This is a genomic window from Bacillus sp. Hm123, assembly GCF_051842975.2.
GTDB lineage: Bacteria > Bacillota > Bacilli > Bacillales > Domibacillaceae > Bacillus_CE.
The window spans coordinates 2408506-2431171 of sequence record NZ_CM200277.1 but is presented as its reverse complement, the minus strand read 5'-3'; the positions used below and the strand labels follow the sequence as shown (position 1 = coordinate 2431171).

General features: G+C 42.9%; 27 protein-coding genes, 1 other RNA gene and 1 other annotated feature. Of the genes, 24 read left to right on the top strand and 4 right to left on the bottom strand.

All coding sequences use genetic code 11. The features are described from left to right. The first annotated feature begins 47 nt into the window (after positions 1-47). The 11 genes from ACSVDJ_RS12725 to ACSVDJ_RS12675 all read left to right on the top strand — a co-directional run bounded on the left by ACSVDJ_RS12725 (position 48) and on the right by ACSVDJ_RS12675 (position 8389). A complete protein-coding gene (locus tag ACSVDJ_RS12725) occupies positions 48-698 on the top strand; it encodes a peptidoglycan DD-metalloendopeptidase family protein (protein WP_439169973.1) in 651 nt (216 codons plus the stop codon). Next, complete coding sequence (locus ACSVDJ_RS12720) at positions 691-1548, top strand: M50 family metallopeptidase (protein WP_439169974.1); 858 nt, start codon at positions 691-693, stop codon at positions 1546-1548. The genes ACSVDJ_RS12725 and ACSVDJ_RS12720 overlap by 8 nt, the downstream gene beginning before the upstream one ends. A gap of 56 nt (positions 1549-1604) precedes the next feature. Then, positions 1605-3050, top strand: coding sequence for an Rne/Rng family ribonuclease (locus tag ACSVDJ_RS12715; RefSeq protein ID WP_439169975.1), 1446 nt, complete (start codon positions 1605-1607; stop codon positions 3048-3050). Between the two features lie 64 nt (positions 3051-3114). After that, positions 3115-3198, top strand: a sequence feature (ribosomal protein L21 leader region). 14 nt (positions 3199-3212) lie between these two features. Next, complete coding sequence (gene rplU / locus ACSVDJ_RS12710) at positions 3213-3521, top strand: 50S ribosomal protein L21 (RefSeq protein WP_439169976.1); 309 nt, start codon at positions 3213-3215, stop codon at positions 3519-3521. Positions 3522-3532: 11 nt separating this feature from the next. Further along, a complete protein-coding gene (locus ACSVDJ_RS12705) occupies positions 3533-3865 on the top strand; it encodes a ribosomal-processing cysteine protease Prp (RefSeq protein ID WP_439169977.1) in 333 nt (110 codons plus the stop codon). A gap of 15 nt (positions 3866-3880) precedes the next feature. Continuing rightward, positions 3881-4165 carry a 50S ribosomal protein L27 gene (gene rpmA / locus ACSVDJ_RS12700; protein WP_094835851.1) on the top strand — a complete coding sequence of 95 codons (285 nt, stop codon included), beginning with the start codon at positions 3881-3883 and terminating at the stop codon, positions 4163-4165. Positions 4166-4399: 234 nt separating this feature from the next. After that, entirely contained in the window at positions 4400-4951 is a 552-nt protein-coding gene (locus tag ACSVDJ_RS12695; RefSeq protein WP_518618983.1) for a Spo0B C-terminal domain-containing protein, read from the top strand. Between the two features lie 84 nt (positions 4952-5035). After that, positions 5036-6328 carry a GTPase ObgE gene (gene obgE / locus ACSVDJ_RS12690; protein WP_439169979.1) on the top strand — a complete coding sequence of 431 codons (1293 nt, stop codon included), beginning with the start codon at positions 5036-5038 and terminating at the stop codon, positions 6326-6328. A gap of 28 nt (positions 6329-6356) precedes the next feature. After that, positions 6357-6812, top strand: coding sequence for a transcriptional regulator ThrR (thrR, locus tag ACSVDJ_RS12685; RefSeq protein ID WP_439169980.1), 456 nt, complete (start codon positions 6357-6359; stop codon positions 6810-6812). Positions 6813-6868: 56 nt separating this feature from the next. Continuing rightward, positions 6869-7720 (top strand): prephenate dehydratase, encoded by an 852-nt coding sequence (gene pheA, locus ACSVDJ_RS12680; protein ID WP_439169981.1) that lies wholly within the window; start codon positions 6869-6871, stop codon positions 7718-7720. Between the two features lie 39 nt (positions 7721-7759). Then, on the top strand, positions 7760-8389 hold the full coding sequence (locus tag ACSVDJ_RS12675) for an NAD(P)-dependent oxidoreductase (RefSeq protein ID WP_439169982.1): 630 nt from the start codon (positions 7760-7762) through the stop codon (positions 8387-8389). Positions 8390-8426: 37 nt separating this feature from the next. Here the strand turns inward: ACSVDJ_RS12675 and ACSVDJ_RS12670 are convergent, their stop codons facing one another. After that, entirely contained in the window at positions 8427-8969 is a 543-nt protein-coding gene (locus ACSVDJ_RS12670; protein ID WP_439169983.1) for a transcription repressor NadR, read from the bottom strand. Between the two features lie 15 nt (positions 8970-8984). Beyond that, positions 8985-10121: an IscS subfamily cysteine desulfurase gene (locus tag ACSVDJ_RS12665; RefSeq protein WP_439169984.1), complete on the bottom strand. Its 1137-nt coding sequence runs from the start codon at positions 10119-10121 to the stop codon at positions 8985-8987. A 91-nt stretch (positions 10122-10212) separates the two neighbouring features. Between ACSVDJ_RS12665 and nadB the strand changes: the two genes are divergently transcribed. From nadB to ACSVDJ_RS12635, 6 genes are all read left to right on the top strand, one after another. Next, a complete protein-coding gene (gene nadB, locus ACSVDJ_RS12660) occupies positions 10213-11805 on the top strand; it encodes an L-aspartate oxidase (protein ID WP_439169985.1) in 1593 nt (530 codons plus the stop codon). Next, entirely contained in the window at positions 11774-12652 is an 879-nt protein-coding gene (gene nadC, locus ACSVDJ_RS12655; RefSeq protein ID WP_439169986.1) for a carboxylating nicotinate-nucleotide diphosphorylase, read from the top strand. The genes nadB and nadC overlap by 32 nt, the downstream gene beginning before the upstream one ends. Further along, entirely contained in the window at positions 12630-13733 is a 1104-nt protein-coding gene (nadA, locus tag ACSVDJ_RS12650; RefSeq protein ID WP_439169987.1) for a quinolinate synthase NadA, read from the top strand. Before nadC ends, nadA begins: the two co-directional genes overlap by 23 nt. Positions 13734-13934: 201 nt before the next feature. Further along, complete coding sequence (gene safA, locus ACSVDJ_RS12645; protein WP_439169988.1) at positions 13935-15230, top strand: SafA/ExsA family spore coat assembly protein; 1296 nt, start codon at positions 13935-13937, stop codon at positions 15228-15230. After that, the gene (locus ACSVDJ_RS12640; protein ID WP_518618978.1) at positions 15220-16164 is read left to right on the top strand and encodes a phosphotransferase; all 945 of its coding nucleotides are present in this window, start codon (positions 15220-15222) and stop codon (positions 16162-16164) included. The genes safA and ACSVDJ_RS12640 overlap by 11 nt, the downstream gene beginning before the upstream one ends. A 67-nt stretch (positions 16165-16231) precedes the next feature. After that, positions 16232-16726: a YhcN/YlaJ family sporulation lipoprotein gene (locus tag ACSVDJ_RS12635; RefSeq protein ID WP_439169990.1), complete on the top strand. Its 495-nt coding sequence runs from the start codon at positions 16232-16234 to the stop codon at positions 16724-16726. 91 nt (positions 16727-16817) lie between these two features. On the opposite strand, the gene ssrS is transcribed toward ACSVDJ_RS12635, so the two are convergent. Continuing rightward, positions 16818-17004: non-coding RNA, 6S RNA (ssrS, locus tag ACSVDJ_RS12630), on the bottom strand. 151 nt (positions 17005-17155) lie between these two features. Here ssrS and ruvA point away from each other — a divergent pair. The 6 genes from ruvA to yajC are packed head-to-tail and all read left to right on the top strand — an operon-like array spanning position 17156 to position 21498. Continuing rightward, on the top strand, positions 17156-17767 hold the full coding sequence (ruvA, locus tag ACSVDJ_RS12625) for a Holliday junction branch migration protein RuvA (protein ID WP_439169991.1): 612 nt from the start codon (positions 17156-17158) through the stop codon (positions 17765-17767). Between the two features lie 24 nt (positions 17768-17791). Continuing rightward, positions 17792-18793 (top strand): Holliday junction branch migration DNA helicase RuvB, encoded by a 1002-nt coding sequence (gene ruvB / locus ACSVDJ_RS12620; protein WP_439169992.1) that lies wholly within the window; start codon positions 17792-17794, stop codon positions 18791-18793. Then, positions 18790-18996, top strand: a complete 207-nt coding sequence (locus ACSVDJ_RS12615) for a DUF2905 domain-containing protein (RefSeq protein ID WP_439169993.1) — start codon at positions 18790-18792, stop codon at positions 18994-18996. Before ruvB ends, ACSVDJ_RS12615 begins: the two co-directional genes overlap by 4 nt. A gap of 18 nt (positions 18997-19014) precedes the next feature. Beyond that, positions 19015-20043, top strand: coding sequence for a tRNA preQ1(34) S-adenosylmethionine ribosyltransferase-isomerase QueA (gene queA, locus ACSVDJ_RS12610; RefSeq protein WP_439170045.1), 1029 nt, complete (start codon positions 19015-19017; stop codon positions 20041-20043). A 21-nt stretch (positions 20044-20064) separates the two neighbouring features. Next, positions 20065-21204 (top strand): tRNA guanosine(34) transglycosylase Tgt, encoded by a 1140-nt coding sequence (tgt, locus tag ACSVDJ_RS12605; RefSeq protein WP_439169994.1) that lies wholly within the window; start codon positions 20065-20067, stop codon positions 21202-21204. Between the two features lie 30 nt (positions 21205-21234). Further along, positions 21235-21498: a preprotein translocase subunit YajC gene (yajC, locus tag ACSVDJ_RS12600; RefSeq protein WP_439169995.1), complete on the top strand. Its 264-nt coding sequence runs from the start codon at positions 21235-21237 to the stop codon at positions 21496-21498. A 60-nt stretch (positions 21499-21558) separates the two neighbouring features. On the opposite strand, the gene ACSVDJ_RS12595 is transcribed toward yajC, so the two are convergent. After that, positions 21559-21936, bottom strand: a complete 378-nt coding sequence (locus tag ACSVDJ_RS12595) for a TIGR04086 family membrane protein (RefSeq protein WP_439169996.1) — start codon at positions 21934-21936, stop codon at positions 21559-21561. An 86-nt stretch (positions 21937-22022) separates the two neighbouring features. On the opposite strand from ACSVDJ_RS12595, the gene ACSVDJ_RS12590 reads away from it, so the two are divergent. After that, positions 22023-22664: a DUF421 domain-containing protein gene (locus ACSVDJ_RS12590; RefSeq protein WP_439170046.1), complete on the top strand. Its 642-nt coding sequence runs from the start codon at positions 22023-22025 to the stop codon at positions 22662-22664. Positions 22665-22666: the final 2 nt, after the last annotated feature.

Sequence of the window (22666 nt, the reverse complement as noted above, 5' to 3'; positions counted from 1 at the left end):
TCCTTTCATATCCTTTATTAATGACTGTTAATAAAGGAGTGAGCTAGTTGAAGGAAGAGGAGAAAGATTTATTATCGATTGAACAAGAACAGCCAGATGGTCACCCGCTTTTTCGGTGGGACCGTTTTCTGTTTAAAGCTTTAGCTTCCCTTATATTGGTCCTCGCTGTAGCTATTATGTTTAAACAATCATCGTCCCCGTTTCTTGAAGGACAGGCTTGGATGAAAGAGGTCATGGAAAAGGAATTTCAATTCTCAAAAGCGGCTGAGTGGTATGAGAAAACATTGGGAGAACCGCTTCCTTTCACTGTTGATGGCTGGACAGAAAAGGAGAAAGTAGTTAATGAACAAGCGGAGTATGCTGTACCTGTCTCTGGAAAAGTGATTGAAGACTTTCAGACGAACGGGAAGGGACTTATGGTTGAAGCTGGACTGAATGAAGGGGTAAAGGCGATTAAAGATGGAACGGTCCTCTTTGTTGGACAAAAGGAGGAATTTGGTCAAACGGTGATTGTTCAACATGCGGACAATAGTGAATCATGGTATGGACATGTTACCGAGCCTTCTGTTCAGCCTTATGAAAAAGTGGCGGCAGGAAGTGAGCTAGCGCAATTGTCACCAAATGAACAAACGTTTTACCTTGCTATTAAGAAAGATGGTATATTCGTTGATCCGGGTTCGGTGATCTCCTTTGAATAAGCTACTTCAAAAGGTATACATCCATCCGCTCATGTGGGTCATGATTGCTTTTTCGGTGCTGACCGGCTACTTTATCGATTTGTTGCTCATTTTTTTAATTATTGTCATACATGAATTGGGACATGCTTCGATGGCTTGGTCGTTTCGGTGGCGGATTAAGCGAATTATATTTCTTCCTTTTGGCGGCGTAGCCGAAGTAGATGAGCATGGAAATCGACCAGCTAAGGAAGAGTTGTTCGTTATATTGGCTGGCCCGCTCCAGCATCTTTGGTTATTTGTTGCCGCTTGGTTGTTCTTTACAGCAGGTTGGATGTCAGACAATCTGTATCAACATTTTTGGCAATTTAATTTGGCGATTTTATTATTTAATTTGCTTCCTATATATCCGCTTGATGGTGGAAAGTTGTTGATGCTTTTTGTTTCTTTGCGACACCCTTTTCTGTTAACGGTTCGCCTTGCTATGATCTTTTCTGCTATCTGTTTAGCACTTCTTCAATTGCTGATTTTGCTGTTTTTACCGTTTCATTTTCAAGCTTGGTTAATTATCGCTTATTTGACGGTCGCTCTATGGCGGGAATGGAAGGACAAGCATTATACGTTCATTCGCTTCTTGTTAGAAAGACACTATGGAAAAAAAGATGTCGCAGTGAATTTAAAGCCATTGCAGCTATCGGCAGATACAAGAATCTCCTCTACTTTAGAACAATTTAGGCGTAACACGAAGCATATCGTCTATGTGACCGAACAAGGAAAAGAGATTGGGCGATTGGATGAAAATGAAGTGCTATACGCTTATTTTTCTGAAAAGAGAACGGGGGCTCGTTTAAAGGAATTGCTCCCTCTTCATTGACGAATGGATCATTGCTGAGTAAAGTGGAAGGAAAGAGAGCAGAAAGCGGGTTTTGTATGAATACTTTATTGGTTAGTGTGAAGGGAAGAGAAAAAAGATTAGCGGTCGTGAAACATGGCCGAGCCGAACAATTTCATCTGTTTCAGCCGGCAGAACAATCTCATGTCGGTTTTTTATATTATGGCATTATTTCTAAAGTGGAGAAAGGAATGAATGCTTGCTTTGTCAACATTGGTCTTGAGCAAAATGGTTATTTGCACCGTGATCAACTACCAGATCATCAAAATCGGCCGATCGGACAACTCGTTCATCAAGGGCAAAAAATCATCGTGCAAGTGATCAAGGATGGCACGGAGACGAAAGGACCGCGTCTGTCAGCGGTGATTGAGTGGCCTGGTGAAAAGCTTGTTTATTTACCTGAGGGTGGCTATACGGCTCTTTCGAAAAAGGTGGATCAGCCGAATAAGCGCCAGCGAGTAGCAGACTGGGCCAAAAGCTGGAAGCGAGGGGAAGAGGGGCTCATTTTACGCACCGCTGCTTTTGATGCGACAGAAGAAGAGCTCGCATCTGAAGGGGAACGGTTAAGAGAGGACCATGAACAGCTCGTCAAAGCAGCGGCCATGAAAAAAGCTCCGGTGTTATTACGAGAGAAGCCGCTCTTGATCGAAGAATTATTTGCCCGCATGCAATCGCTACAAACAGGAGAAATCATTTGTGATAGTGCTGATTTTCTGTCGGCTTTAAAGAAAGGTCCTCGCTATCATGAAAACGAGTGGCGAGCGCATTATCACTCGATGGATGAAGATCTATTTTCAGCTAACGGCATCGATAGTCAGCTAGAAAAAGCGTTGAAGCGAGTCGTATGGCTGCCAAGCGGAGGCTTTCTTGTTATTGAGCGAACGGAAGCGATGACGGTGATCGATGTGAATACCGGAAAGTTTACTGGCAAAAGCAATCAATCGCAAACCGTATTACTGACGAATAAAGAGGCGGCTATCGAAGTAACTCGCCAGCTGCGATTACGCGATATTAGCGGCATCATCATCATTGATTTTATCGATATGTTTCACGATCGAGATCGCGTAACGATTGAAAAGCTGTTAAAGCAAGAAGTGAAAAAAGATCCGAAATCCGTCTCGATTCGTGAGTTTACTTCTCTCGGTTTAATGCAAATGACGAGGAAAAAAACGAAGCCGTCGATTTTAGAAACCGTTACTGCTCCTTGTCCTACTTGTCACGGGACGGGTCGGGTAAAAAGTGCGGAAACGATCGCTTTTGAATTAGAGAGAAAGTTGCTGGAGTATGCTAGGGATGAACAAGAAGCGATTGCTGTGAAAATCACACCAGACGTGAAGGAAGTCTTTGTTGGGGAGCAGCATCAGTTTCATCATCAGTTGGAAGAGCTCCTTCATAAGAAAATTATTTATCGCCTAGTCGATCATTCGATGCCTTTAGGTGAAATTATCCGAACGGGGACAGTGGCTGAACTTTCAACGAATTAATCACGAAAAAACGTTGACACTATGCTAGTAAAATGATAAGATTCTAATGTTATTGTTTGTAGCACCCGTGCTACAACCGCGCATTCCAGGTTATAAGCGTTTGCTAACTTTAGCATTCCACCTGAAAATGGCGAGTCTGAGTTTATTAAGGAGGTGCAGAGAATGTACGCAATTATTGAAACTGGCGGTAAACAACTAAAGGTAGAAGAAGGTCAAGCGATCTACATTGAAAAAGTAGATGTAGCAGAAGGTGATTCTGTTACATTTGATCAAGTATTATTCGTTGGCGGCGACACTGTAAAGGTAGGAAGCCCACTTGTTGAGGGAGCTACTGTTACAGCAAAAGTTGAAAAACAAGGTCGTCAAAAGAAGATTACTGTTTTCAAATTCAAAGCTAAGAAAAAATACCGTAGAAAACAAGGTCATCGTCAACCATACACTAAAGTTGTTATTGAAAAAATCAACGCGTAAGGCGATGTCTTATGATTAAAGTGAACATAACGAAGCATCCTTCCGGAAAGATCTCATCTTTCCTCATGGAAGGTCATGCTGAATTTGCTGAATACGGAAAAGATTTAGTTTGTGCAGCGGCAACAGCTGTAACCTTCGGAGGGCTGAACGCTATTCTTTCTTTGACAGAGGCGGATCTCCAAATCGATCAAGGAGAAGAAGGCGGTTTTCTCCGTTGTGTCGTACCGGAAAATCTTTCGGAAAGCGAACAGGAGAAAGTTCAGTTGCTTTTTGAAGGCATGGTTGTTTCCTTGCAAACAATCGAACGTGATTATAGCAAACATTTAAAAATCATCTTTCACTAGCAGGAGGTGAAACTCATGTTAAGATTAGATCTTCAGTTTTTCGCATCTAAAAAAGGTGTAGGTTCTACGAAGAACGGTCGTGATTCAATCTCGAAACGCCTTGGCGCTAAACGTGCAGACGGTCAATTCGTTACTGGTGGTTCAATCCTTTACCGTCAACGCGGTACAAAGATTTATCCAGGTGAAAACGTTGGTCGTGGTGGAGACGATACTTTATTCGCGAAAGTTGACGGAATCGTTCGTTTCGAACGCCTAGGCCGTGACAAGAAGAAAGTAAGCGTATATCCAGCTGCTCAATAAGAGTAAAGGCTATAGCAATAAAGCTCTAACCCATCGGTTAGAGCTTTATTTTTTTCTTAAATGATGTGATGGTAGAAGAGAATGCACTCTCCATTTTGAAGTGATTTCTGTTATACTAGCATAAAGCTAAAATTAATTACGATTAATGAATAGCGGCAGATGTTTGTTCGGGAAAGGAGGAAGTGCAGGAAGTGTTAAGCTTATCCTTCCCTTCGATGACTTCACGGAGGACCTGTGCGATTAATAATGAAAAATGAAAATTGGACAATCATCCAGGCGATGCGTCATGCAAGGCATGATTGGATGAACCAAATTCAACTCATAAAAGGTTTTATGGCTCTCGGTAAATTAGAGGATGCAGAACGCGTCATTGAAACGGCGATTTTGCAGGCGAGACAGGAAGCGCATTTATGCAATTTGCGCTTGCCGACTTTTGCTGAGAAGTTATTAACTTTTAACTGGGAAGAACACTCCTTTCAATTAGAATACGAAGTGCTAGATCATGAAACCTCTGTAAATATACAGGATGAATGGCTTAGCGAATGGATCGATTCGCTTTTTCATTTAATTGAGCGACATATTAAGCGATATGGAGATAATCTTCTCAGCCTTTCTATCGATAAAGCTGATAAGGGGCTTCGTTTCTTTTTTGAATTCAGTGGAATAATACAAAATGAGCAGTTGTTGTTGGAGGATATCCAAAGCCAATTAGAGGCATCGTATGTTCAACAATGGAAGATTCACGAGCATTCTAGTCAGGAATTTTTATTTGAAGTGGTACTTTAGTTGCTTCATTCAGATTGTGATGCCCAGAATGTTTGACTCGCTCATTTTTATCTCAAGATGCTTTAATGATAACAGGAGGATTTTATGTTTGTAGATCAGGTGAAAATTTATGTAAAAGGCGGAGACGGCGGAAATGGAATGGTCGCGTTTCGCCGAGAGAAATATGTGCCTAAAGGTGGCCCAGCTGGTGGAGATGGTGGTAAAGGAGCGAACGTTGTCTTTGAAGTAGATGAAGGCTTACGAACGCTTATGGACTTCCGTTACCAACGACATTTTAAAGCGGATCGTGGAGAGCACGGCATGAGTAAAAATCAGCACGGAAGAAATTCAGCTGACATGATCGTCAAAGTGCCACCCGGGACAGTCGTTACAGATGAAGATACGAAAGAAGTGATTGCGGATTTAACGGAGCATGGGCAACGAGCGGTGATTGCCAAAGGTGGTCGCGGTGGTCGCGGAAACTCTCGTTTTGCCACACCAGCGAACCCAGCACCTGAGCTTTCAGAGAACGGGGAGCCAGGAACAGAGCGTTATGTAGTGTTAGAGCTGAAATTATTAGCAGATGCGGGACTTGTCGGCTTTCCGAGTGTCGGAAAATCGACTTTATTGTCGGTTGTATCGGCTGCTCGTCCGAAAATTGCCGCTTACCATTTCACGACGATCGTTCCTAACCTTGGCGTGGTAGAAACAGATGATAGTCGCAGCTTTGTATTGGCTGATCTTCCAGGACTGATTGAAGGAGCACATGAAGGCGTTGGACTTGGTCACCAATTTTTACGCCATATTGAAAGAACACGTGTCATTGTTCATGTCGTTGATATGTCTGGATTAGAAGGTCGCGATCCGTATGAAGATTATGTGACCATTAATAAAGAATTACAAGAATATAATTTACGTTTAACGGAGCGTCCGCAAATTGTGGTCGCTAATAAAATGGACATGCCAGATTCAGAAGAAAATCTTCGAGTGTTTAAAGAAAAAGTTGGTAGTGATGTAGCGATTATCCCAATTTCAGCGGTGACGCGAGCAGGATTGAAAGAATTGCTGTTTGCGATTGCTGATAAGATTGAGCAAACGCCAGAATTTCCACTTGAACACTTTGAAGAAGAAGAACAAGGCATTCACCGCGTCATGTACAAGCATGAAAATCAAGCGGCAGAATTTGAAATTACGAGAGACCCGGACGGCTGCTTCGTAGTGAGTGGAGCGAAAGTGGAGAAATTATTTAAGATGACTGATTTCTCACGCGAAGATTCCGTTCGCCGCTTTGCACGCCAGTTGCGTTCTATGGGTGTCGATGAGGCATTACGTGAGCGTGGAGCAGAAGATGGCGATATCGTTCGATTATTAGAATATGAATTTGAATTTGTCGAGTAATCGGCCGCTGTAAAGTGGGGGAAGCATATTGGCAAAGAAGGATTTCAACCAAAAGTTTTATCTTGTGCGAGAGGATGTTTTGCCAGAAGCGATGAAAAAAACTCTCGACGCAAAAGAACTTATTGAACGACGAAAAGTCGATTCTGTATGGGATGCTGTCAAAAAAGTCGACTTAAGTCGGAGTGCTTTTTATAAATATCGCGATACGGTCTTTCCTTTCCATAAGATTGTGAAAGAGCGTATCATTACCTTGTTTTTTCATCTTGAAGATCGTGCGGGGACGTTGTCTGAATTGCTTCGGCTAGTTGCGAAGTATCATGGCAATATTTTAACGATTCATCAAACGATTCCGATTCAAGGGAGAGCGAATGTGACTTTGTCGTTAAATGTAACCGATATGACGATTGATTTGGAAGAAATGCTTATTGAATTGAAAAGTTTAGAATTTGTAGATACGGTAGAAGTTCTCGGCTCTGGTGCGTAAGAGCCGACTTTTACTAAAGAGAATTTTTGTAATATTCTTACGAGGGAGAGAGTCAATTGAAGAAAATAGCTTACTTAGGTCCAGCAGCGACGTTCACCGATTTAGCCGTTCGCCAAGGGTTTCCGCAAGAAGAACGCATTCCATATTTAACGATTCCAGCGTGTATGGATGCTGTCATTGAAGGGGGAGTCGATTTGGCGGTCGTGCCACTTGAAAATGCTTTAGAAGGAACAGTTAATTTAACGATCGATTATTTATTTCATGAAGCAAATTTAAAAATCATTGGGGAAATGACAGCACCGATTCAGCAGCACTTGCTTGTACATAAGGACCACGCGGCTGAATGGCAACAGGCGGAGAAGGTTATGTCACACCCGCATGCCATCGCCCAGTGTCATAAATTTTTACATACATATTTTCATGAAACCTCTCTTGAGCAAACGACGTCCACGGCGGCCGCTGCTCAATACATAAGTGAACATCGTGAGCATCGCTACGCCGCGATCGCCAACTCTTTATCGGCGAAGCAATATGACTTGGCGATCGCCCAAGAAAATATTCATGATTATAGCTATAACCATACAAGATTTATTGTATTGGCAAAAGAAGAGCAGGAGTTGAGCTTGCCATTAACGAATCCGCTAGATAAAACGACGGTCGTTGTGACATTACCGTCTGATCGTGCGGGAGCTTTACATCAAGTGTTATCTGCTTTTTCTTGGAGAGATATTAGTTTAAGTAAAATTGAATCGCGTCCGTTAAAAACGGGATTAGGGAATTATTTTTTCATTATTGATATTGGACAAAAACTAGACGAAGTGCTTCTTCCTGGTGCTTTTGCCGAAATGGAAGCACTTGGTTGTTCGGTTCAAGTGCTTGGAAGCTATCATGCCTATTCGATTGAATGAATCATCTTTAGAGAAATGTTTAATGGAGGAGGGAAAGAAATGACTCACAAAGTAGCGATTATTGGTGGGAATGGGAAGGTTGGTCGATTTGTTGCTAAACAGGCAATAGAAAATGGCCATGAAGTTCGGCTACTGGCTAGGAACTTGAATAAATTGCATACGGTTGATAAACGCATTGAGTTTGTAAAAGGAGACGCGCGAAATCCACATACGATTCAAAGTTTGCTGGAAGGTTGTGAGGTTGTCATAAATACTCTTGGACAACCTGTAAAGGAGTTTCCTATTTACAGTATGGTGACAAAATCGATTCTTGATACGATGAGCGATTTGGGGATCAGTAGATATATTGGAGTAACGGGTGGGTCTCTTGATGTACAAGGGGACGAAAAAAGTATAAGCAATAAAATGGGGGCAAGAATGTTTCAAATACTTTTTCCAAAAATGATGCAAGATAAGGAAAGAGAATTTGAAGCCTTACAAAATAGTATACTAGATTGGACTCTTATCCGTTTGCCCTTTGTCATCGAAGGAACGACTAGCTATGGCATAAAAGAAAGCTTAACGGATATGCCTGGAGTGAAAATAAATAATACCGACATTGCCTCTTTTATTATTCGGCAAATAAAAGAGAAGGAGTATATTCATAAAACGCCTTTTATAGCTAATTAAGAAAACATCCAGATGAGCGCTCATCTGGATGTTTTTCTTAATTCTCCACTAGCAAAAAACCAGCCTTTTCTAACGCTGCTTCCGCTTCGTCTAATGTCCGCTCATCTTTGGCGGCAATCGTATGTAAATGCACGCCATCCGTCAGCTGAGAAAGATAAGCGGCATTCGTTTCGGCGGCTTTTTGAATAAATTGTGCCACTTCTTTGCGGTTGGATACCATAATCGAAGCAGTTAAGTCACCGTAAATTGGATGTTCGATTTTGACATCCTTTACAAGAAGACCGAAATCGACAAGCAGATTTAATTCATCTTCCGCTTGTTCCGGGGAATGAAAACACGCAATGGAACGCTCGTACCATTTCTCCGGTGATTGTTGAGCCAAATAAACATATCCTTGGCTTGTCGCTATAATCGGTTCGTTTCGCGCTTTTAATAGCGTAATATCATTGACGATCACTTGCCGACTAACATTCGTACGGTTGGCTAATTCGCTCCCGGTTAAAGGTTCTTTGCTCTCTTGAAGCCATGTTAAAATTAGTGATCGTCGTTCTTCTCCTAAAATCTTTTTCCCTGGAGCCATTGGAATCCCTCCATGCTAAATCTCTATACTGTTCATTGTAGCATAATTGATCTCAAGTAGTCGCTTCGCTAAAGCGTCGATTTCTGCTAACGTTGTTTGTTCACCAAAAGAAATGCGAAAAAACTGTTTCGTCTCCTCTTCGGAAAGTCCCATCGCTTGCACTGCTTTCGTTCCACCTTCAATCGATGTCTGGCAAGCACTTCCTGTGGAAATCGAAAATCCGTGTTCATTTAATTGCAGCATGATCAGTTGTCCTTCGGTTCTTGCTAATTTCATGCCGATGATTGACGGAATCTGCTGTTCTTGATTCGCTTCGATCCATTCATATCGGGAGTGAGTTAAGAGGTCCTTTAGTCGTTCTCGCAAACGCCAATCTTGATCAAGCGAGTATGATTGGCAAACCTTTTCAGCCGCCGCGATAAAGGCGGCGATGGCTGGCACATCAACCGTTCCTCCACGAAATCCTTTTTCATGAGGGGTCCCCGGAAAAAGCGGCTGCCAAGGGATAGTAGGAGAAAGGTAGACGGCACCGACTCCTTTAGGGCCGTATATTTTATGAGAGGCGATCGATAAGCTAGTAACATAAGGGAGGAACGGTTGTACATCGATTTTTCCAAAGGCTTGTACACAATCGCAATGCAACAAAACCCCTTTTTCTTTTAATATTTTACCTACCTCGAGGATCGGTTGAATCGTTCCAATCTCAGAATTGATCGATTGTAAACAAACGAGAATGGTCTCTGGTCGAATGGCGGCTTTAAGTGTATGGATTTCCAATACACCTTGTGAATTAAGCGGAAGTCGAGTGATTTGAAAGCCTTCCTTTTCTAAATAGCTCATCGCAGCATAAACAGAGGAATGCTCCGCCATTGTAGTAATAATATGTGTCCCTTCGTTCTTTCTTTGTTTCGCTAAAGAAATAATCGCTAGTAAATTACTTTCCGTCCCTCCAGAAGTGAAATAAATTCCTTCCTGCTGTCCTCCAATTAACGTAGCGAGTCGTTCACGACAACTGTCAAGTAAGAAACGAGCTCGCCCTCCATCGTCATGTAGACTAGAACTATTTCCAAAGAACTGACGACTCGCTTCTATATAAACATCGAGCGCTTCTTCGCACATCGGTGTTGTGGCTGCATAGTCAAAATACGGCATAATCATCCTCCTGTATAAAAAAGTCTTGTCTTTAGTTTAAAAGTGTGTAAATATATGTGTCAAGACACCTGTTTAAACAGGAGGAGAAAATATGAAGAATCCAATCGATGTATTGATCATTGGTGGTGGAATTGCTGCTTTGCAATTGGCTCGTTTGTTACATTCGTCGTTGCATGTGAGTGTTATCACAAAATCAGTGCTTCGACAAAGTAACTCGTATTGGGCGCAAGGAGGAATTGCTGCAGTTGTCGATCATAATGATCGTCCGAGGCTCCATGCTGAAGATACGATTATAGCCGGGTGTTTTCATCATTCTTATCGTGAAGTGGAGCGTTTAGTTGAAGAAGGAGCAACCGCTGTTCAACAACTAATAGCGGAAGGCTTGCCGGTGGATCGAGATAAATTTGGTCAAGTTTCATTAGGGTTAGAAGGAGCGCATCGAACGAATCGAATTGTTCACGCGGGTGGTGATGCGACAGGGCGGCATACGATTGAATTTTTACTGGAGCAGCTAGCGGATCATGTCAATATTATTGAACAAGAAATGGCGTATGAGTTATTATTGTCAGCTGACCGTTCCACTTGTGTCGGCGTGAAAACGAAAAGAAAAGACGGTTCTATTCAAATATATCGTGCTCGCCACGTCGTGTTAGCTTCCGGTGGTGTGGGAGCGATTTATCCGTTTACGACGAATCAAACAACGTTGACTGGAGACGGGGTTGCGATGGCCTTTCGTGCCGGCGCAGAGGTTGCCGATATGGAATTTATACAGTTCCACCCGACGGTACTGTATGTAAACGGAGAAACTAAAGGGCTTGTATCGGAAGCGGTGAGAGGTGCTGGTGGTGTTCTCATGGATGACAATGGAAATCGATTGATGGAACATGTGCATCCATTAAAGGATTTAGCTCCAAGACATATTACCGCTTATGAAATTTATAAAGCGCGAGCTAGTGGGAAGGGTGTGTATATCGATATTCGCTCGATTCCTAATTTCGAGACGCGCTTTCCAACGATTACAGACCTTTGTAAACAGCATGGGATTTCGGTCGCCGATGGCTTGCTTCCAGTCGCACCTGGCAGTCATTTTTTAATGGGAGGCATTTGTGTCGATACGTTTGGGCGGACGACGGTTCCGGGATTGTATGCCATCGGGGAAACAGCCAGTAGTGGCGTTCATGGAGCGAATCGGCTAGCGAGTAATTCCTTGCTAGAGGGGATTGTGTTTGGTCGCAGGCTAGCTAACTATTTGAATAAACAGCCTTACGTTTCAAACGCAGGATCTATTTTTCGTTACGAGGAACAAATCCATTCGGAAAAAACCGCACCGTTATCTAAAAGTGAACTGCAGCAACGAATGATGAAGGCAGTTGGAATGATTCGTTCAGGAGAACAACTGCAAACGCATCTGCACTATTTACAAAAATGTGGCATTCAGAATTGGATGAATCAAGGGATGGATGACCTTTCCTGTGAAGAAATAGAGAAGCTGTTTTTATTTATGAATAGCTATTTAATTAGCTATCCGGCTTTATTGCGAGAAGAAAGTCGTGGGGCGCATATTCGCTCTGATTTTACCGCTGAAGAAGAGAGCTGGATGGGACAACGAATTATACAAACGATACAGCATACATGGATAAGGAGAGGATTTTGTGAATCGGATCAAACTAGAGTCCATGCTTAAAGAGTTTTTTATGGAGGACATCGGAGACGGAGATTTGAGTGGGGAAGCGGTATTCTCCTCGAAGGAACAGGGACAATTTTATCTGTTGGCTAAACAAAGTGGTGTGTTTTGTGGTGAAGAAGTCATCCACGTTGGATTTGCTTTAATTGATCCCGGTAGTTCGGTTGAGATGAAGGTAAAGGATGGCGACTGGATAACAGCTGGAGCGGTGATCGCTGAAGTGAAAGGGACGATGCGCGGGTTGCTTCAAGGGGAGCGAGTTGTGTTAAATCTTATTCAACGTATGTCTGGGATTGCTACGTTTACACATGAGGTTGTCACTCGAACAAAGGGAACGAAAGCGGAAGTGTGTGATACTCGGAAAACAACACCGGGTTTACGGATGCTTGAAAAATACGCGGTGCAAACAGGTGGCGGTGTGAATCATCGCCGTGGCTTATATGATGCGATTATGCTCAAGGATAATCATATTGCTTTTGCTGGCGGAATTAAACAAGCGGTGGCGAAAGCAAAAGCCTTTGTTGGTCATACGGTTAAAGTCGAAGTGGAAATTGAAACGAAAGCGCAGCTAGAAGAAGCGATTGAAGCCCAAGCAGATATCATTATGTTTGACAATCGAACACCGGAAGAGATTAAAGAATGGCTCACGCTTGTTCCTCCTCATATCACAACGGAAGCATCAGGAGGCATTCATTTAGGAAATATTCGTGAATATGCCGAAAGCGGAGTGGACTATATTTCCCTCGGTGCGTTAACTCATTCTGTCAAAGCGCTTGATATTAGCGCAAAAGTGCAACCATATGTGAAGAAGGAGGAGAGTCACGATGCCTATTCAAGAAATGCTTAAGCAACCATCCTTTTCATTAGCGGATCGCTACCGCCAAATGACGAAAGCGCAAATGGAAGAGCGTGTAAGAGAGATAAAAAAAGAACTAGGGGACGCACTTTTTATTCCTGGTCATCATTATCAAAAGGATGAAGTCATTCAATTTGCCGATGCCGTCGGTGATTCACTGCAGCTAGCACAAATTTCTGCTAGCAATAAAAAGGCTAAATATATCGTGTTTTGCGGTGTGCATTTTATGGCGGAAACAGCTGATATGTTAACGACAAAAGAACAAACGGTCATTTTACCAGATATGCGCGCCGGCTGTTCGATGGCTGATATGGCGAATATTCATCAAACCGAAATCGCTTGGGGGAAGTTACAAGCATTGTTTGGTGATACGATGCTTCCTCTTACGTATGTCAATTCGACGGCCGCAATTAAAGCGTTCGTCGGTCGCAATGGAGGAGCGACGGTCACTTCATCGAATGCTCATAAAATAGTGGAGTGGGCGTTCACACAAAAGGAAAGAATATTATTCCTGCCTGATCAACACTTAGGTCGAAACACAGCTTTTGATTTAGGGATCGATTTAGATGAGATGGCCGTGTGGAATCCAATAAGCAATCAGCTCGAATACGACGGAGACATTAGTCGAGTGAAGGTTATTTTATGGAAAGGGCATTGTTCCGTCCACGAAAACTTCACAGTGAAAAATATTGCAGAGGTTCGCAAACAAAATCCAAATATGAAAATCATCGTTCATCCAGAATGTCGCCGAGAAGTGGTGGGCTTGTCTGATGTTAACGGTTCGACGAAATACATCATTGATACGATTGAACAATCCGCTCCCGGCAGTGCTTGGGCGATTGGTACAGAAATGAACCTTGTGAATCGTTTAATTCAGAACCATCCCGATAAAAAAATCATTTCGCTCAACCCAAATATGTGCCCATGTCTCACGATGAACCGCATCGACTTGCCGCATTTGCTTTGGTCATTAGACACCGTTATTAAAGGTGGCAAAAGCAACGTCATTGAAGTGAACGAACAAACAACGAATGATGCGTTGCTGGCGTTAAATCGGATGCTTGGGCAATAAAACGGAAGATCCTTCGCTTATTTGCTAGCGAGGGATTTTTTTATGACGAAAGGTCAAAAAGTCCAAGAAAATTTCAGAAACCCTCTCCAGTGTTACCATTCATATTCTCTCTCCTTCACGCATAAAATTTTTGTGTAAGTTCGTTCGCAAATTCGCATCGCCCACATACACTATATCGACGAATGCCTAAGGAGGGAGAAAATGAAAATCCATATTGTGCAGAAAGGGGATACACTCTGGACGATTGCTAAAAAATACGGAGTTAATTTTGAAGAGTTGAAGAAAATGAACGCCCAGCTCTCCAACCCCGATTTAATTATGCCGGGAATGAAAATTAAAGTCCCGACATCGGCAGGCATGCCCAATAAAGAAATGCCGAAAAGTGGAACGGTACAGAAAGAAAAAAAAGTGGAGCAACCGATCGCACCAGTAGCCGAAGTAAAGCCACCACCCCCTCCTGTGAAGGAAAAGGAGAAGGTGGTCGTTCAAAAGCCAAACATTATGCCTCCTCCTATGCCACCAATCATTCCGGAGGTCGAAATTAATCAAATTTTTCAAATTCAAAAGACGCAGCACGCCCCACCAGTTGCTCCGCCTATAAAACAGCCGATAAAGCAAGAGGCTCCAGCTGTTCAACCTGCGAAGCAACCGGTACCGAAAGCACCAGCGGCCGTTCAACCTGCGAAGCCACCAGCTCCGCAAGTGCCGAAAAAGCCGGAGAATATTTTCCCAGGGCTGAGTGAAAAAGAAGAGGTAGAAAGCACAGAAGCACCGATGACACCACCAATCATGCCTGAAATGGTGGTACCACAATTACAAGGAGGATGTTTTCAACCGATGAATCCATATATGCCTATGTATCACATGCCAACTCAAAGCTGTGGGTGCGATGGAACGACGATGCCGCAGTGGAATGTGCCAATGATGCCAGTGCAACCAATGACGATGCCGATGATGATGCCGACTCAACCAAATGTCAATATGGCGATGATGGAGGAATCCTCTGATGAGTCCGCCATGATGCCAAACATGATGCCGAATATGATGATGCCAAATGTCATGCCGAATGCTATGCCAAATATGATGATGCCAAACGCGATGGGAGACCAAGTGCAAGGCGTTCAGACAACAGAAGCGCCTGCTATGCAGCCACAAGCGTATCCGATGCAAGGGTATCCTACACAAGCATTTCCAGCACAAACTTTCCCAGCGCAAACCTTTCCAACTGGAATGCCTGGAGCCGGATGCGTTCCTGTTACTCCGTTCATGCCAGGAACAGGGTTTGGTGCTCCGCACAGTATGCACCCTGCTGGTATGGGATATGACATGGGAGGATACGGGCAACAACCAGCCGGAGCTTACCCACAACAAATGATGACCTCTCCTTATATGTCTGGCCAATATCCTACTCAGCCGATGTATTCACCGATGGGATGGGGCTATGGACAGCCTCAACCGTACGGCATGCCAAGATTTGATGAAGAAGATGAACAGTAACATAACTTTTGGAGACGTGCCTTTATCTCGTCTCCTTTTTCAATTGTCTACAGCTTTACAAGAAAGGATTGAAGCGATTCATCCGGTAAAAAACGGGAAATGGCGAGTGTGTACCGACAAAAATTACTGGTTTCTAAAGCAATATACTACTGAGAAACAATTTCGGAAACAATGGGAGATCACAGAAAAATTATTAGCAGCTAAGTTTTATTCTATCATCCCTTTTCATCCATCCTCCCCCTTTATTGTGGAAAGAAACATCTTCGCTCTTATGCCATTTATTCCATCAGCTAGCCGCGTATATACATTTCAAACGAAGGAGGAAAGAGCGAAGGCTTTGCGACTATTGCGCTCTTTTCATGTACAAACAGCGGAATTTGTGGATAAGCTGGATCGGGTGTTTTCATTGGATCAGTTGACACGCTGGCAACAACGATTGGATTTTTTTAAAGGCTCGCTTCCTCAATTACAACATTGTTTTCCGAAGTCCTGTTTAATCCGTTATATAGAGATGGGAGAATGGTCTCTCCATCAGTTGGTGAAAAGAAGTGAGCGGAAAAGAGATTCTGTTATCATCCACGGTGACGTTGTTGCTCATAACTTTTTACAAGCAAACAATGGACCGTTATTTTTAATTGATTTCGATTTGGCGGCTAGAGCGCCTGCTATGTATGATTATTTACAGTTTGTCCATCGCGTATTGCCAATGGTCGATTGGGATCTTGATCAAATCATGGAAGATGAAGTGTTAACAGAATTTAAGGGTGAGGAAGAATTTTATTTGCATTTATTATTTCCTACAGATGTTTTTCGTGAATGTCGCCGTTTGATCCGTTCCATCAATGGTAATTATCCGCATGCTTACGAGTTGACGGTGACTAATTTTGAGAAAAGAGAGGCTTTTTTTTTGAAATGGAAAAATGAGCTAGCATAACTTACTGCAATCCCCTCAAACTAAGAAGGGTGATCAATGCCCGAAATTTAGTTGCAGGGGTGGAAGTATGAAGGATATGGTCACAGCTTTAGCGCTGACATTTTTAGTGATTGGGTTAGCTGCTTGTAATAATGCTGGTGAGGAAAAGCAAGACTTTTATTCCGGTGAAAGCTATGGGGGAGAGCATCAGCGGAGTACAGATATTAATTATCATGGAAATAGAGGGGTAAAGCCATATAAAGTGAAAAGCTCTTACTACGAGAACTATCCTGGTGAGTTCGCAGAGAAGCTGTCCAAAGAGGCAGCGAAGGTTCGCGGTGTGACTGATGCAAGAGCATTCATTAATGGGAAGAAGATTGAGGTGGCTGTTCATTTAAAGGAAGAAAGAAGAGCGGAAGCAAAAATTAAAAAAGACGTGGAAAAAGCGGTAGCTCCTTATACAGATGGCTATCAAGTGCGCGTCTCTACGGATCGGGCATCGTATCAGAAATTGCGCAATTTAGATAATGATTTACGTGATGGCGGGCCGATTGATTTGCCGCATGAAAGATATAGTCGGTAATCAACAGGCGGGAGTTTCTTTAGCTCCTGCTTGTTTGCTTTGCATAAATAAAAGCCAGCTTCCGAAAAAGGAAACTGGCTTAGTATGTAATGGAAAGGCCGCGGTTGCCGTACAGTTAATAGAGTTTTAAAACCACCACTCCATAAAGTGGGTGTTTGCAGAAACACTCCTATCGTCCTCATTCAAAATGGGGCATGATATTCCTGTCTCAATATAAAACTCCCTATTTCAGCTTAAAGGTTAAAACTTTATTAAGATTACGCACAACGCAGCTGATATGATTATATTACATAAAATGAAGAGGAAATGCAACTCCAATGTTATCCAAACATCATTTAAATAAAGAACAAACGTTTCTTTTTGATTTTATCCACAGCTCAATCATGGTATGATACAATGAAGTGTACTGTATAGAAGGAGAGAACCGATTTGTACGAATATATTAAAGGAAGCGTGGAGTTCATTGGACCAGAGTATGTTGTCGTAGAGAACGGCGGCATTGGTTATAAAATATTAACGCCCAATCCGTTTGCATTTTCGAAATTTGAAAAGCAAGCGATGACGATCTATGTGTATCAACATGTGCGTGAAGATGTACTAGCACTGTACGGCTTTACTTCGTTAGAAGAGAAGAGAATGTTTGAAAAGCTCATTTGCGTGTCAGGAATTGGACCAAAGGGAGCACTCGCTGTGTTAGCGAGCGGTGAGCCTCAACAAGTGATTCACGCGATTGAAGAGGAAGATGAATCGTTCTTAGTGAAGTTTCCTGGTGTCGGCAAGAAAACCGCAAGGCAAATGATTCTTGATCTAAAAGGGAAATTAGCAGATGTCGTACCAGAATATTTTCCAAATTTATTTCAAGCAGAAGAGGATGCACGCAAAGCTTCGGTTTCTGCTGAGCTGGATGAAGCGATGTTGGCGCTTGAAGCACTCGGTTATTCTGAGCGAGAAATTAAAAAGATTAGCGCCAAATTGAAAGCGGAAGAAATGACGACCGATCAATATATTCGTAAAGGATTGCAGTTATTATTGAATGGTTAAACTGAATGAGGGAGGGGTGAAAGAATGGAAGACCGGATCGTCTCTGGAACGGCGGAAACGGCTGAAATGTATGAAGAGCAGTCATTGCGACCTCAAACGTTAAAGCAATATATCGGCCAGGATCAAGTGAAGAACAATCTGGAAATTTTCATTGAAGCCGCCCGTCAGAGAGAAGAAACGTTAGATCATGTGTTATTATACGGACCACCCGGACTTGGAAAAACAACATTGGCGGCTGTGATTGCCAATGAAATGGGCGTACAGCTGCGAACGACGGCAGGGCCAGCCATTGAGCGGCCTGGAGACTTGGCGGCTGTGTTAACTGCTCTTGAACCAGGTGATGTGCTGTTTATCGATGAGATTCATCGTTTGCCGCGGGCGATTGAGGAAGTACTTTACCCGGCAATGGAGGATTTTTGTTTAGATATTGTCATTGGTAAAGGGCCAAGTGCACGCTCTGTTCGCTTAGACTTGCCGCCATTTACGTTAATTGGAGCGACGACACGCGCCGGATCTTTGTCAGCTCCGTTACGAGATCGCTTTGGTGTGTTAAGTCGGTTAGAGTATTATAATGAACAGCAGCTACAACAAGTCGTGTTGCGAACGGCGGATATTTTTGAGACGAAGATGGATGCTCAAGGCGCAGCCGAAATTGCTCGTCGTTCACGAGGGACACCAAGGATTGCCAACCGTTTGTTGAAACGTGTACGCGATTATGCTCAAGTGCGTGGAAACGGAACGATCACGTTTGAGATAGCTCAAGAAGCGTTAGAATTGCTGCAAGTCGATCCTAGAGGGTTAGACCATATTGATCATAAATTATTAAAGGCCATTATTGAACGTTTTCGTGGTGGGCCTGTTGGAATTGAAACGATTGCCGCAAGCATCGGAGAAGAAGCGGTGACGATTGAAGATGTGTATGAGCCGTATTTATTACAGATCGGCTTTTTGCAGCGTACCCCAAGAGGCCGAATCGTGAGTGAACTCGTGTATCATCACTTCCAAATGGAGGTGCCGAACGAATGAGCGGCATCGGAAAAACGTTGATGGTGCTTGGTGTGGTCATTTTCGTCATTGGGTTAGTGATGCAATTTGTGAAGATTGGTCGCCTGCCGGGTGATATTTTCATTAAAAAAGGAAATACGACTTTTTATTTTCCAATCATGACGTCGATCCTTGTTAGTGTCGTCTTATCATTGGTCTTTTATCTGATTGGAAAATGGAAATGATAGATAGGGATGAAGAACGTGAAAGTAGAAGATTTTGATTTTTATCTGCCGGAAGAGTTAATTGCCCAGACGCCGTTAAAAGAGCGGGCCGAAAGTCGATTAATGGTATTGGATAAAGAAACGGGAGATATTCAGCATCAAGTATTTAAGCAAATTACTGATTTTCTGGAGCCAGGGGACTGCCTCGTTCTTAATGATACACGTGTGTTACCGGCACGTTTGTATGGCGTGAAAGCAGAAACCGGTGCCAAAATCGAAGTATTGCTTTTGAAACAAGAAGAGGGAGATCGTTGGGAAACGCTCGTGAAGCCAGCGAAGCGGATTAAAGAAGGTAGTGTGATTTCCTTCGGTGATGGTCGATTGACAGCCACTTGTGTAGCGGAAAAAGATCATGGTGGCCGTATTCTTGAATTTTCGTATGAGGGTATTTTTTATGAGGTGCTAGAAGAGCTCGGTGAAATGCCACTTCCGCCTTATATTAAAGAACAGTTAGATGAGCAAGAGCGCTATCAAACGGTGTTTGCGAAAGAGCGGGGTTCAGCAGCGGCTCCAACAGCAGGGCTTCATTTTACCGAAGAGCTATTAGATGACATTCGTGCGAAAGGTGTGTATATTACCTTTATTACGCTTCATGTCGGACTCGGTACGTTTCGCCCGGTTTCGGTAGATACGATTGCAGACCATGAAATGCATTCTGAGTTTTATCAAGTGTCAGAAGAAACGGCTCGTTTAATTGAGGATGCAAAGGCGAGAGGTGGCCGCATCATTAGTGTAGGTACGACATCGACTCGAACACTAGAAACGGTCGCTCGTGATCACGGTGGGAAGATTGAAGCGGCGAGCGGCTGGACGGATATTTTCATTTATCCAGGCTTTCAGTTTCAAGCGATTGATGGTATGATCACGAATTTTCATTTGCCGATGTCGACGCTCATTATGCTTGTAAGTGCACTTGCGGGTAAAGAGCATGTAATGAAGGCGTATGAAGAGGCTGTAGCAAAAGAATATCGCTTTTTCAGCTTTGGCGATGCGATGTTAATTAAGTAATAAGGAAGGGGCGAATATCATTTGTCAGCTATTAAATATGAATTAATTAAAACTTGTAAACAAACAGGTGCCCGTCTTGGCCGTGTCCATACACCACACGGCAGTTTTGAGACGCCTATTTTTATGCCGGTTGGTACATTGGCGACGGTAAAGACGATGTCACCAGAGGACTTAAAGGAAATGGGTGCGAATATTATTTTAAGTAACACCTATCACCTATGGCTTCGTCCAGGTCATGACATTGTGCAAGAAGCGGGTGGCCTTCATAAATTTATGAACTGGGATCGTCCAATTTTAACGGATTCCGGTGGTTTTCAGGTCTTTTCTTTAAGCGAGTTTCGTAAAATAGAAGAAGAAGGCGTTCATTTCCGCAATCATTTAAACGGAGACAAGCTGTTTTTATCTCCTGAAAAAGCGATGGAGATTCAAAATGCGCTCGGCTCTGATATTATGATGGCATTTGATGAGTGTCCGCCTTATCCGGCTGAATACGATTATATGAAACGATCAGTTGAGAGAACGTCACGTTGGGCGGAGCGTTGCTTAAAGGCACATGCTCGTCCACAAGATCAAGGATTGTTTGGAATTGTTCAAGGTGGAGAGTATGAAGATTTACGTCGTCAAAGTGCTGATGACTTAGTGTCGATGGACTTCCCAGGCTATGCGATTGGTGGATTATCGGTAGGGGAGCCGAAAGATGTAATGAATCGAGTGCTTGATTTCACGACGCCATTTTTACCAGCGAATAAGCCTCGTTATTTGATGGGGGTAGGCTCTCCAGATTCTTTAATTGATGGAGCGATTCGCGGAGTCGATATGTTTGACTGCGTCTTGCCAACTCGAATTGCTAGAAATGGAACGTTAATGACAAGTGAAGGTCGCTTAGTCGTGAAAAACGCGAAATATGCTCGCGATTTCGGTCCGCTCGATGAAAATTGTGATTGCTATACTTGCCGCAATTACTCTCGTGCGTACATCCGTCATTTGATTCGTACAAATGAAACATTCGGTATTAGACTTACAACTTACCATAACCTCTATTTTCTGATAAAATTAATGGATCAAGTGAGACAAGCGATTAGGGAAGACCGTTTAGGTGATTTCCGCGATGAATTTTTTGAAGCGTATGGCTTCAATCGTCCAGATGCGAAAAACTTCTAATTTCAATTGTGCTTAGAAAGGGGTGAGATTATGCAACAAATTATCATGATTTTATTGATGTTCGTTTTGTTTTACTTTTTGCTTATCCGTCCGCAGCAAAAGCGTCAAAAAGCTGTAGTGCAGATGCAAAGCAACTTGCAAAAAGGCGACAAGATCGTAACAATCGGTGGTCTTCACGGCTTCATCGATGCGATTGATGAAGGAACTATCGTGATTAAATGTGGAGATGGTAGCCGTCTTACATACGATCGTAATGCGATTCGTGAAGTAGTAGAGCAATCAACAACTGTATAAGTTGAAAAAGCGTCCTCCAAATAGGAAGGACGCTTTTCATTTGCTCTTCAAGACGATGTATCAGCTTCTATGTTTGGAGGATAAGTTGACTCCTAGAACCCCGCCCATCATGGCAGTAATGATAAAGCAGAGATGATAGATCAGTTGCTCCCACTGGAATGGAGCTTGATAGCCAAGGGATTGATAAGAAAACATAATGAGACTGTATAACAGCCCCGTTAGCCCACCAGTCATCCAGCCCTTTCTTCCAGCTAATTTTCCAGAGATAAATCCTCCGATAAACAAGGCGATAAAAGAGATGATGGTAAGGCTCAATTGTATGGAAGGCTCCGTTAACGAACTCCAGCGTAAAATAGAAGCGAAGACGAAACTGCACAGGATGGCAATGATAAAGATGACAGCTGTTCCATACATCACACCGTAACTAAATGACTTCATTTTATTTACCTCCTTTTAGTCTTCATGTTTTTTCAATTAGTGACCATACTAGTATGTATACACGATTGAACATGAAGGGGATGTATATGATTTACTTAACAATTGGTTTCCGAGCGATATTTCTGTATATCGTTATTTTATTTGTGTTTCGATTAATGGGGCGCAGGGAAATTGGCGAGCTTAGCATACTCGATTTAGTCGTTTTTTTAATGATTGGTGAAATGGCGGTTATTGCGATTGCAGAACCAAAGGAACCGCTCATGTACGCACTTTTGCCGATTTTTATTTTAGTCGTGGTCCAAATTCTTTTTGCTTACGCCTCTTTGAAAAGTAAAAAATTTCGAGAGATGATCGATGGCACACCAGAAATCATTATTAATAAAGGGAAAATTAATGAGCAAGCGATGAGAAGGCATCGCTACAATTTTCATGACCTTCTTTTGCAAATGCGAGAGAAGGATATTCGTCATATTGACCAAGTGGAATATGCCATTTTAGAGCCGTCCGGCAGCTTATCGATTTTGCAAAAAGAAAATAAACGAGAAAGCGGGACATTTACTTTACCGCTCATACTCGATGGTGAGATTCAGCATGAGCATTTACAAATAATCGAGCAAACAGAACAATGGCTATTGAAAGCGTTACATAAGAGAGGTTATCACGAAGTAACGAGCATCTCATTTTGTAGCTTTCACGACGGTCGCTTTTATATAGACGAAAAAGATTGAGC

Excerpts from the sequence above, each read along its gene's own strand:
- ACSVDJ_RS12675 (WP_439169982.1), top strand. The coding sequence starts at position 7,760 with ATGACTCACAAAGTAGCGATTATTGGTGGGAATGGGAAGGTTGGTCGA.
- safA (WP_439169988.1), top strand. The coding sequence starts at position 13,935 with ATGAAAATCCATATTGTGCAGAAAGGGGATACACTCTGGACGATTGCT.
- ruvB (WP_439169992.1), top strand. The coding sequence starts at position 17,792 with ATGGAAGACCGGATCGTCTCTGGAACGGCGGAAACGGCTGAAATGTAT.
- ACSVDJ_RS12635 (WP_439169990.1), top strand. The coding sequence starts at position 16,232 with ATGAAGGATATGGTCACAGCTTTAGCGCTGACATTTTTAGTGATTGGG.
- nadB (WP_439169985.1), top strand. The coding sequence starts at position 10,213 with ATGAAGAATCCAATCGATGTATTGATCATTGGTGGTGGAATTGCTGCT.
- ACSVDJ_RS12715 (WP_439169975.1), top strand. The coding sequence starts at position 1,605 with ATGAATACTTTATTGGTTAGTGTGAAGGGAAGAGAAAAAAGATTAGCG.
- yajC (WP_439169995.1), top strand. The coding sequence starts at position 21,235 with ATGCAACAAATTATCATGATTTTATTGATGTTCGTTTTGTTTTACTTT.
- rpmA (WP_094835851.1), top strand. The coding sequence starts at position 3,881 with ATGTTAAGATTAGATCTTCAGTTTTTCGCATCTAAAAAAGGTGTAGGT.
- ACSVDJ_RS12705 (WP_439169977.1), top strand. The coding sequence starts at position 3,533 with ATGATTAAAGTGAACATAACGAAGCATCCTTCCGGAAAGATCTCATCT.
- nadA (WP_439169987.1), top strand. The coding sequence starts at position 12,630 with ATGCCTATTCAAGAAATGCTTAAGCAACCATCCTTTTCATTAGCGGAT.
- obgE (WP_439169979.1), top strand. The coding sequence starts at position 5,036 with ATGTTTGTAGATCAGGTGAAAATTTATGTAAAAGGCGGAGACGGCGGA.
- ACSVDJ_RS12615 (WP_439169993.1), top strand. The coding sequence starts at position 18,790 with ATGAGCGGCATCGGAAAAACGTTGATGGTGCTTGGTGTGGTCATTTTC.
- ACSVDJ_RS12670 (WP_439169983.1), bottom strand. The coding sequence starts at position 8,969 with ATGGCTCCAGGGAAAAAGATTTTAGGAGAAGAACGACGATCACTAATT.
- ACSVDJ_RS12640 (WP_518618978.1), top strand. The coding sequence starts at position 15,220 with ATGAACAGTAACATAACTTTTGGAGACGTGCCTTTATCTCGTCTCCTT.
- ACSVDJ_RS12595 (WP_439169996.1), bottom strand. The coding sequence starts at position 21,936 with ATGAAGTCATTTAGTTACGGTGTGATGTATGGAACAGCTGTCATCTTT.
- ACSVDJ_RS12590 (WP_439170046.1), top strand. The coding sequence starts at position 22,023 with ATGATTTACTTAACAATTGGTTTCCGAGCGATATTTCTGTATATCGTT.
- ACSVDJ_RS12665 (WP_439169984.1), bottom strand. The coding sequence starts at position 10,121 with ATGCCGTATTTTGACTATGCAGCCACAACACCGATGTGCGAAGAAGCG.
- rplU (WP_439169976.1), top strand. The coding sequence starts at position 3,213 with ATGTACGCAATTATTGAAACTGGCGGTAAACAACTAAAGGTAGAAGAA.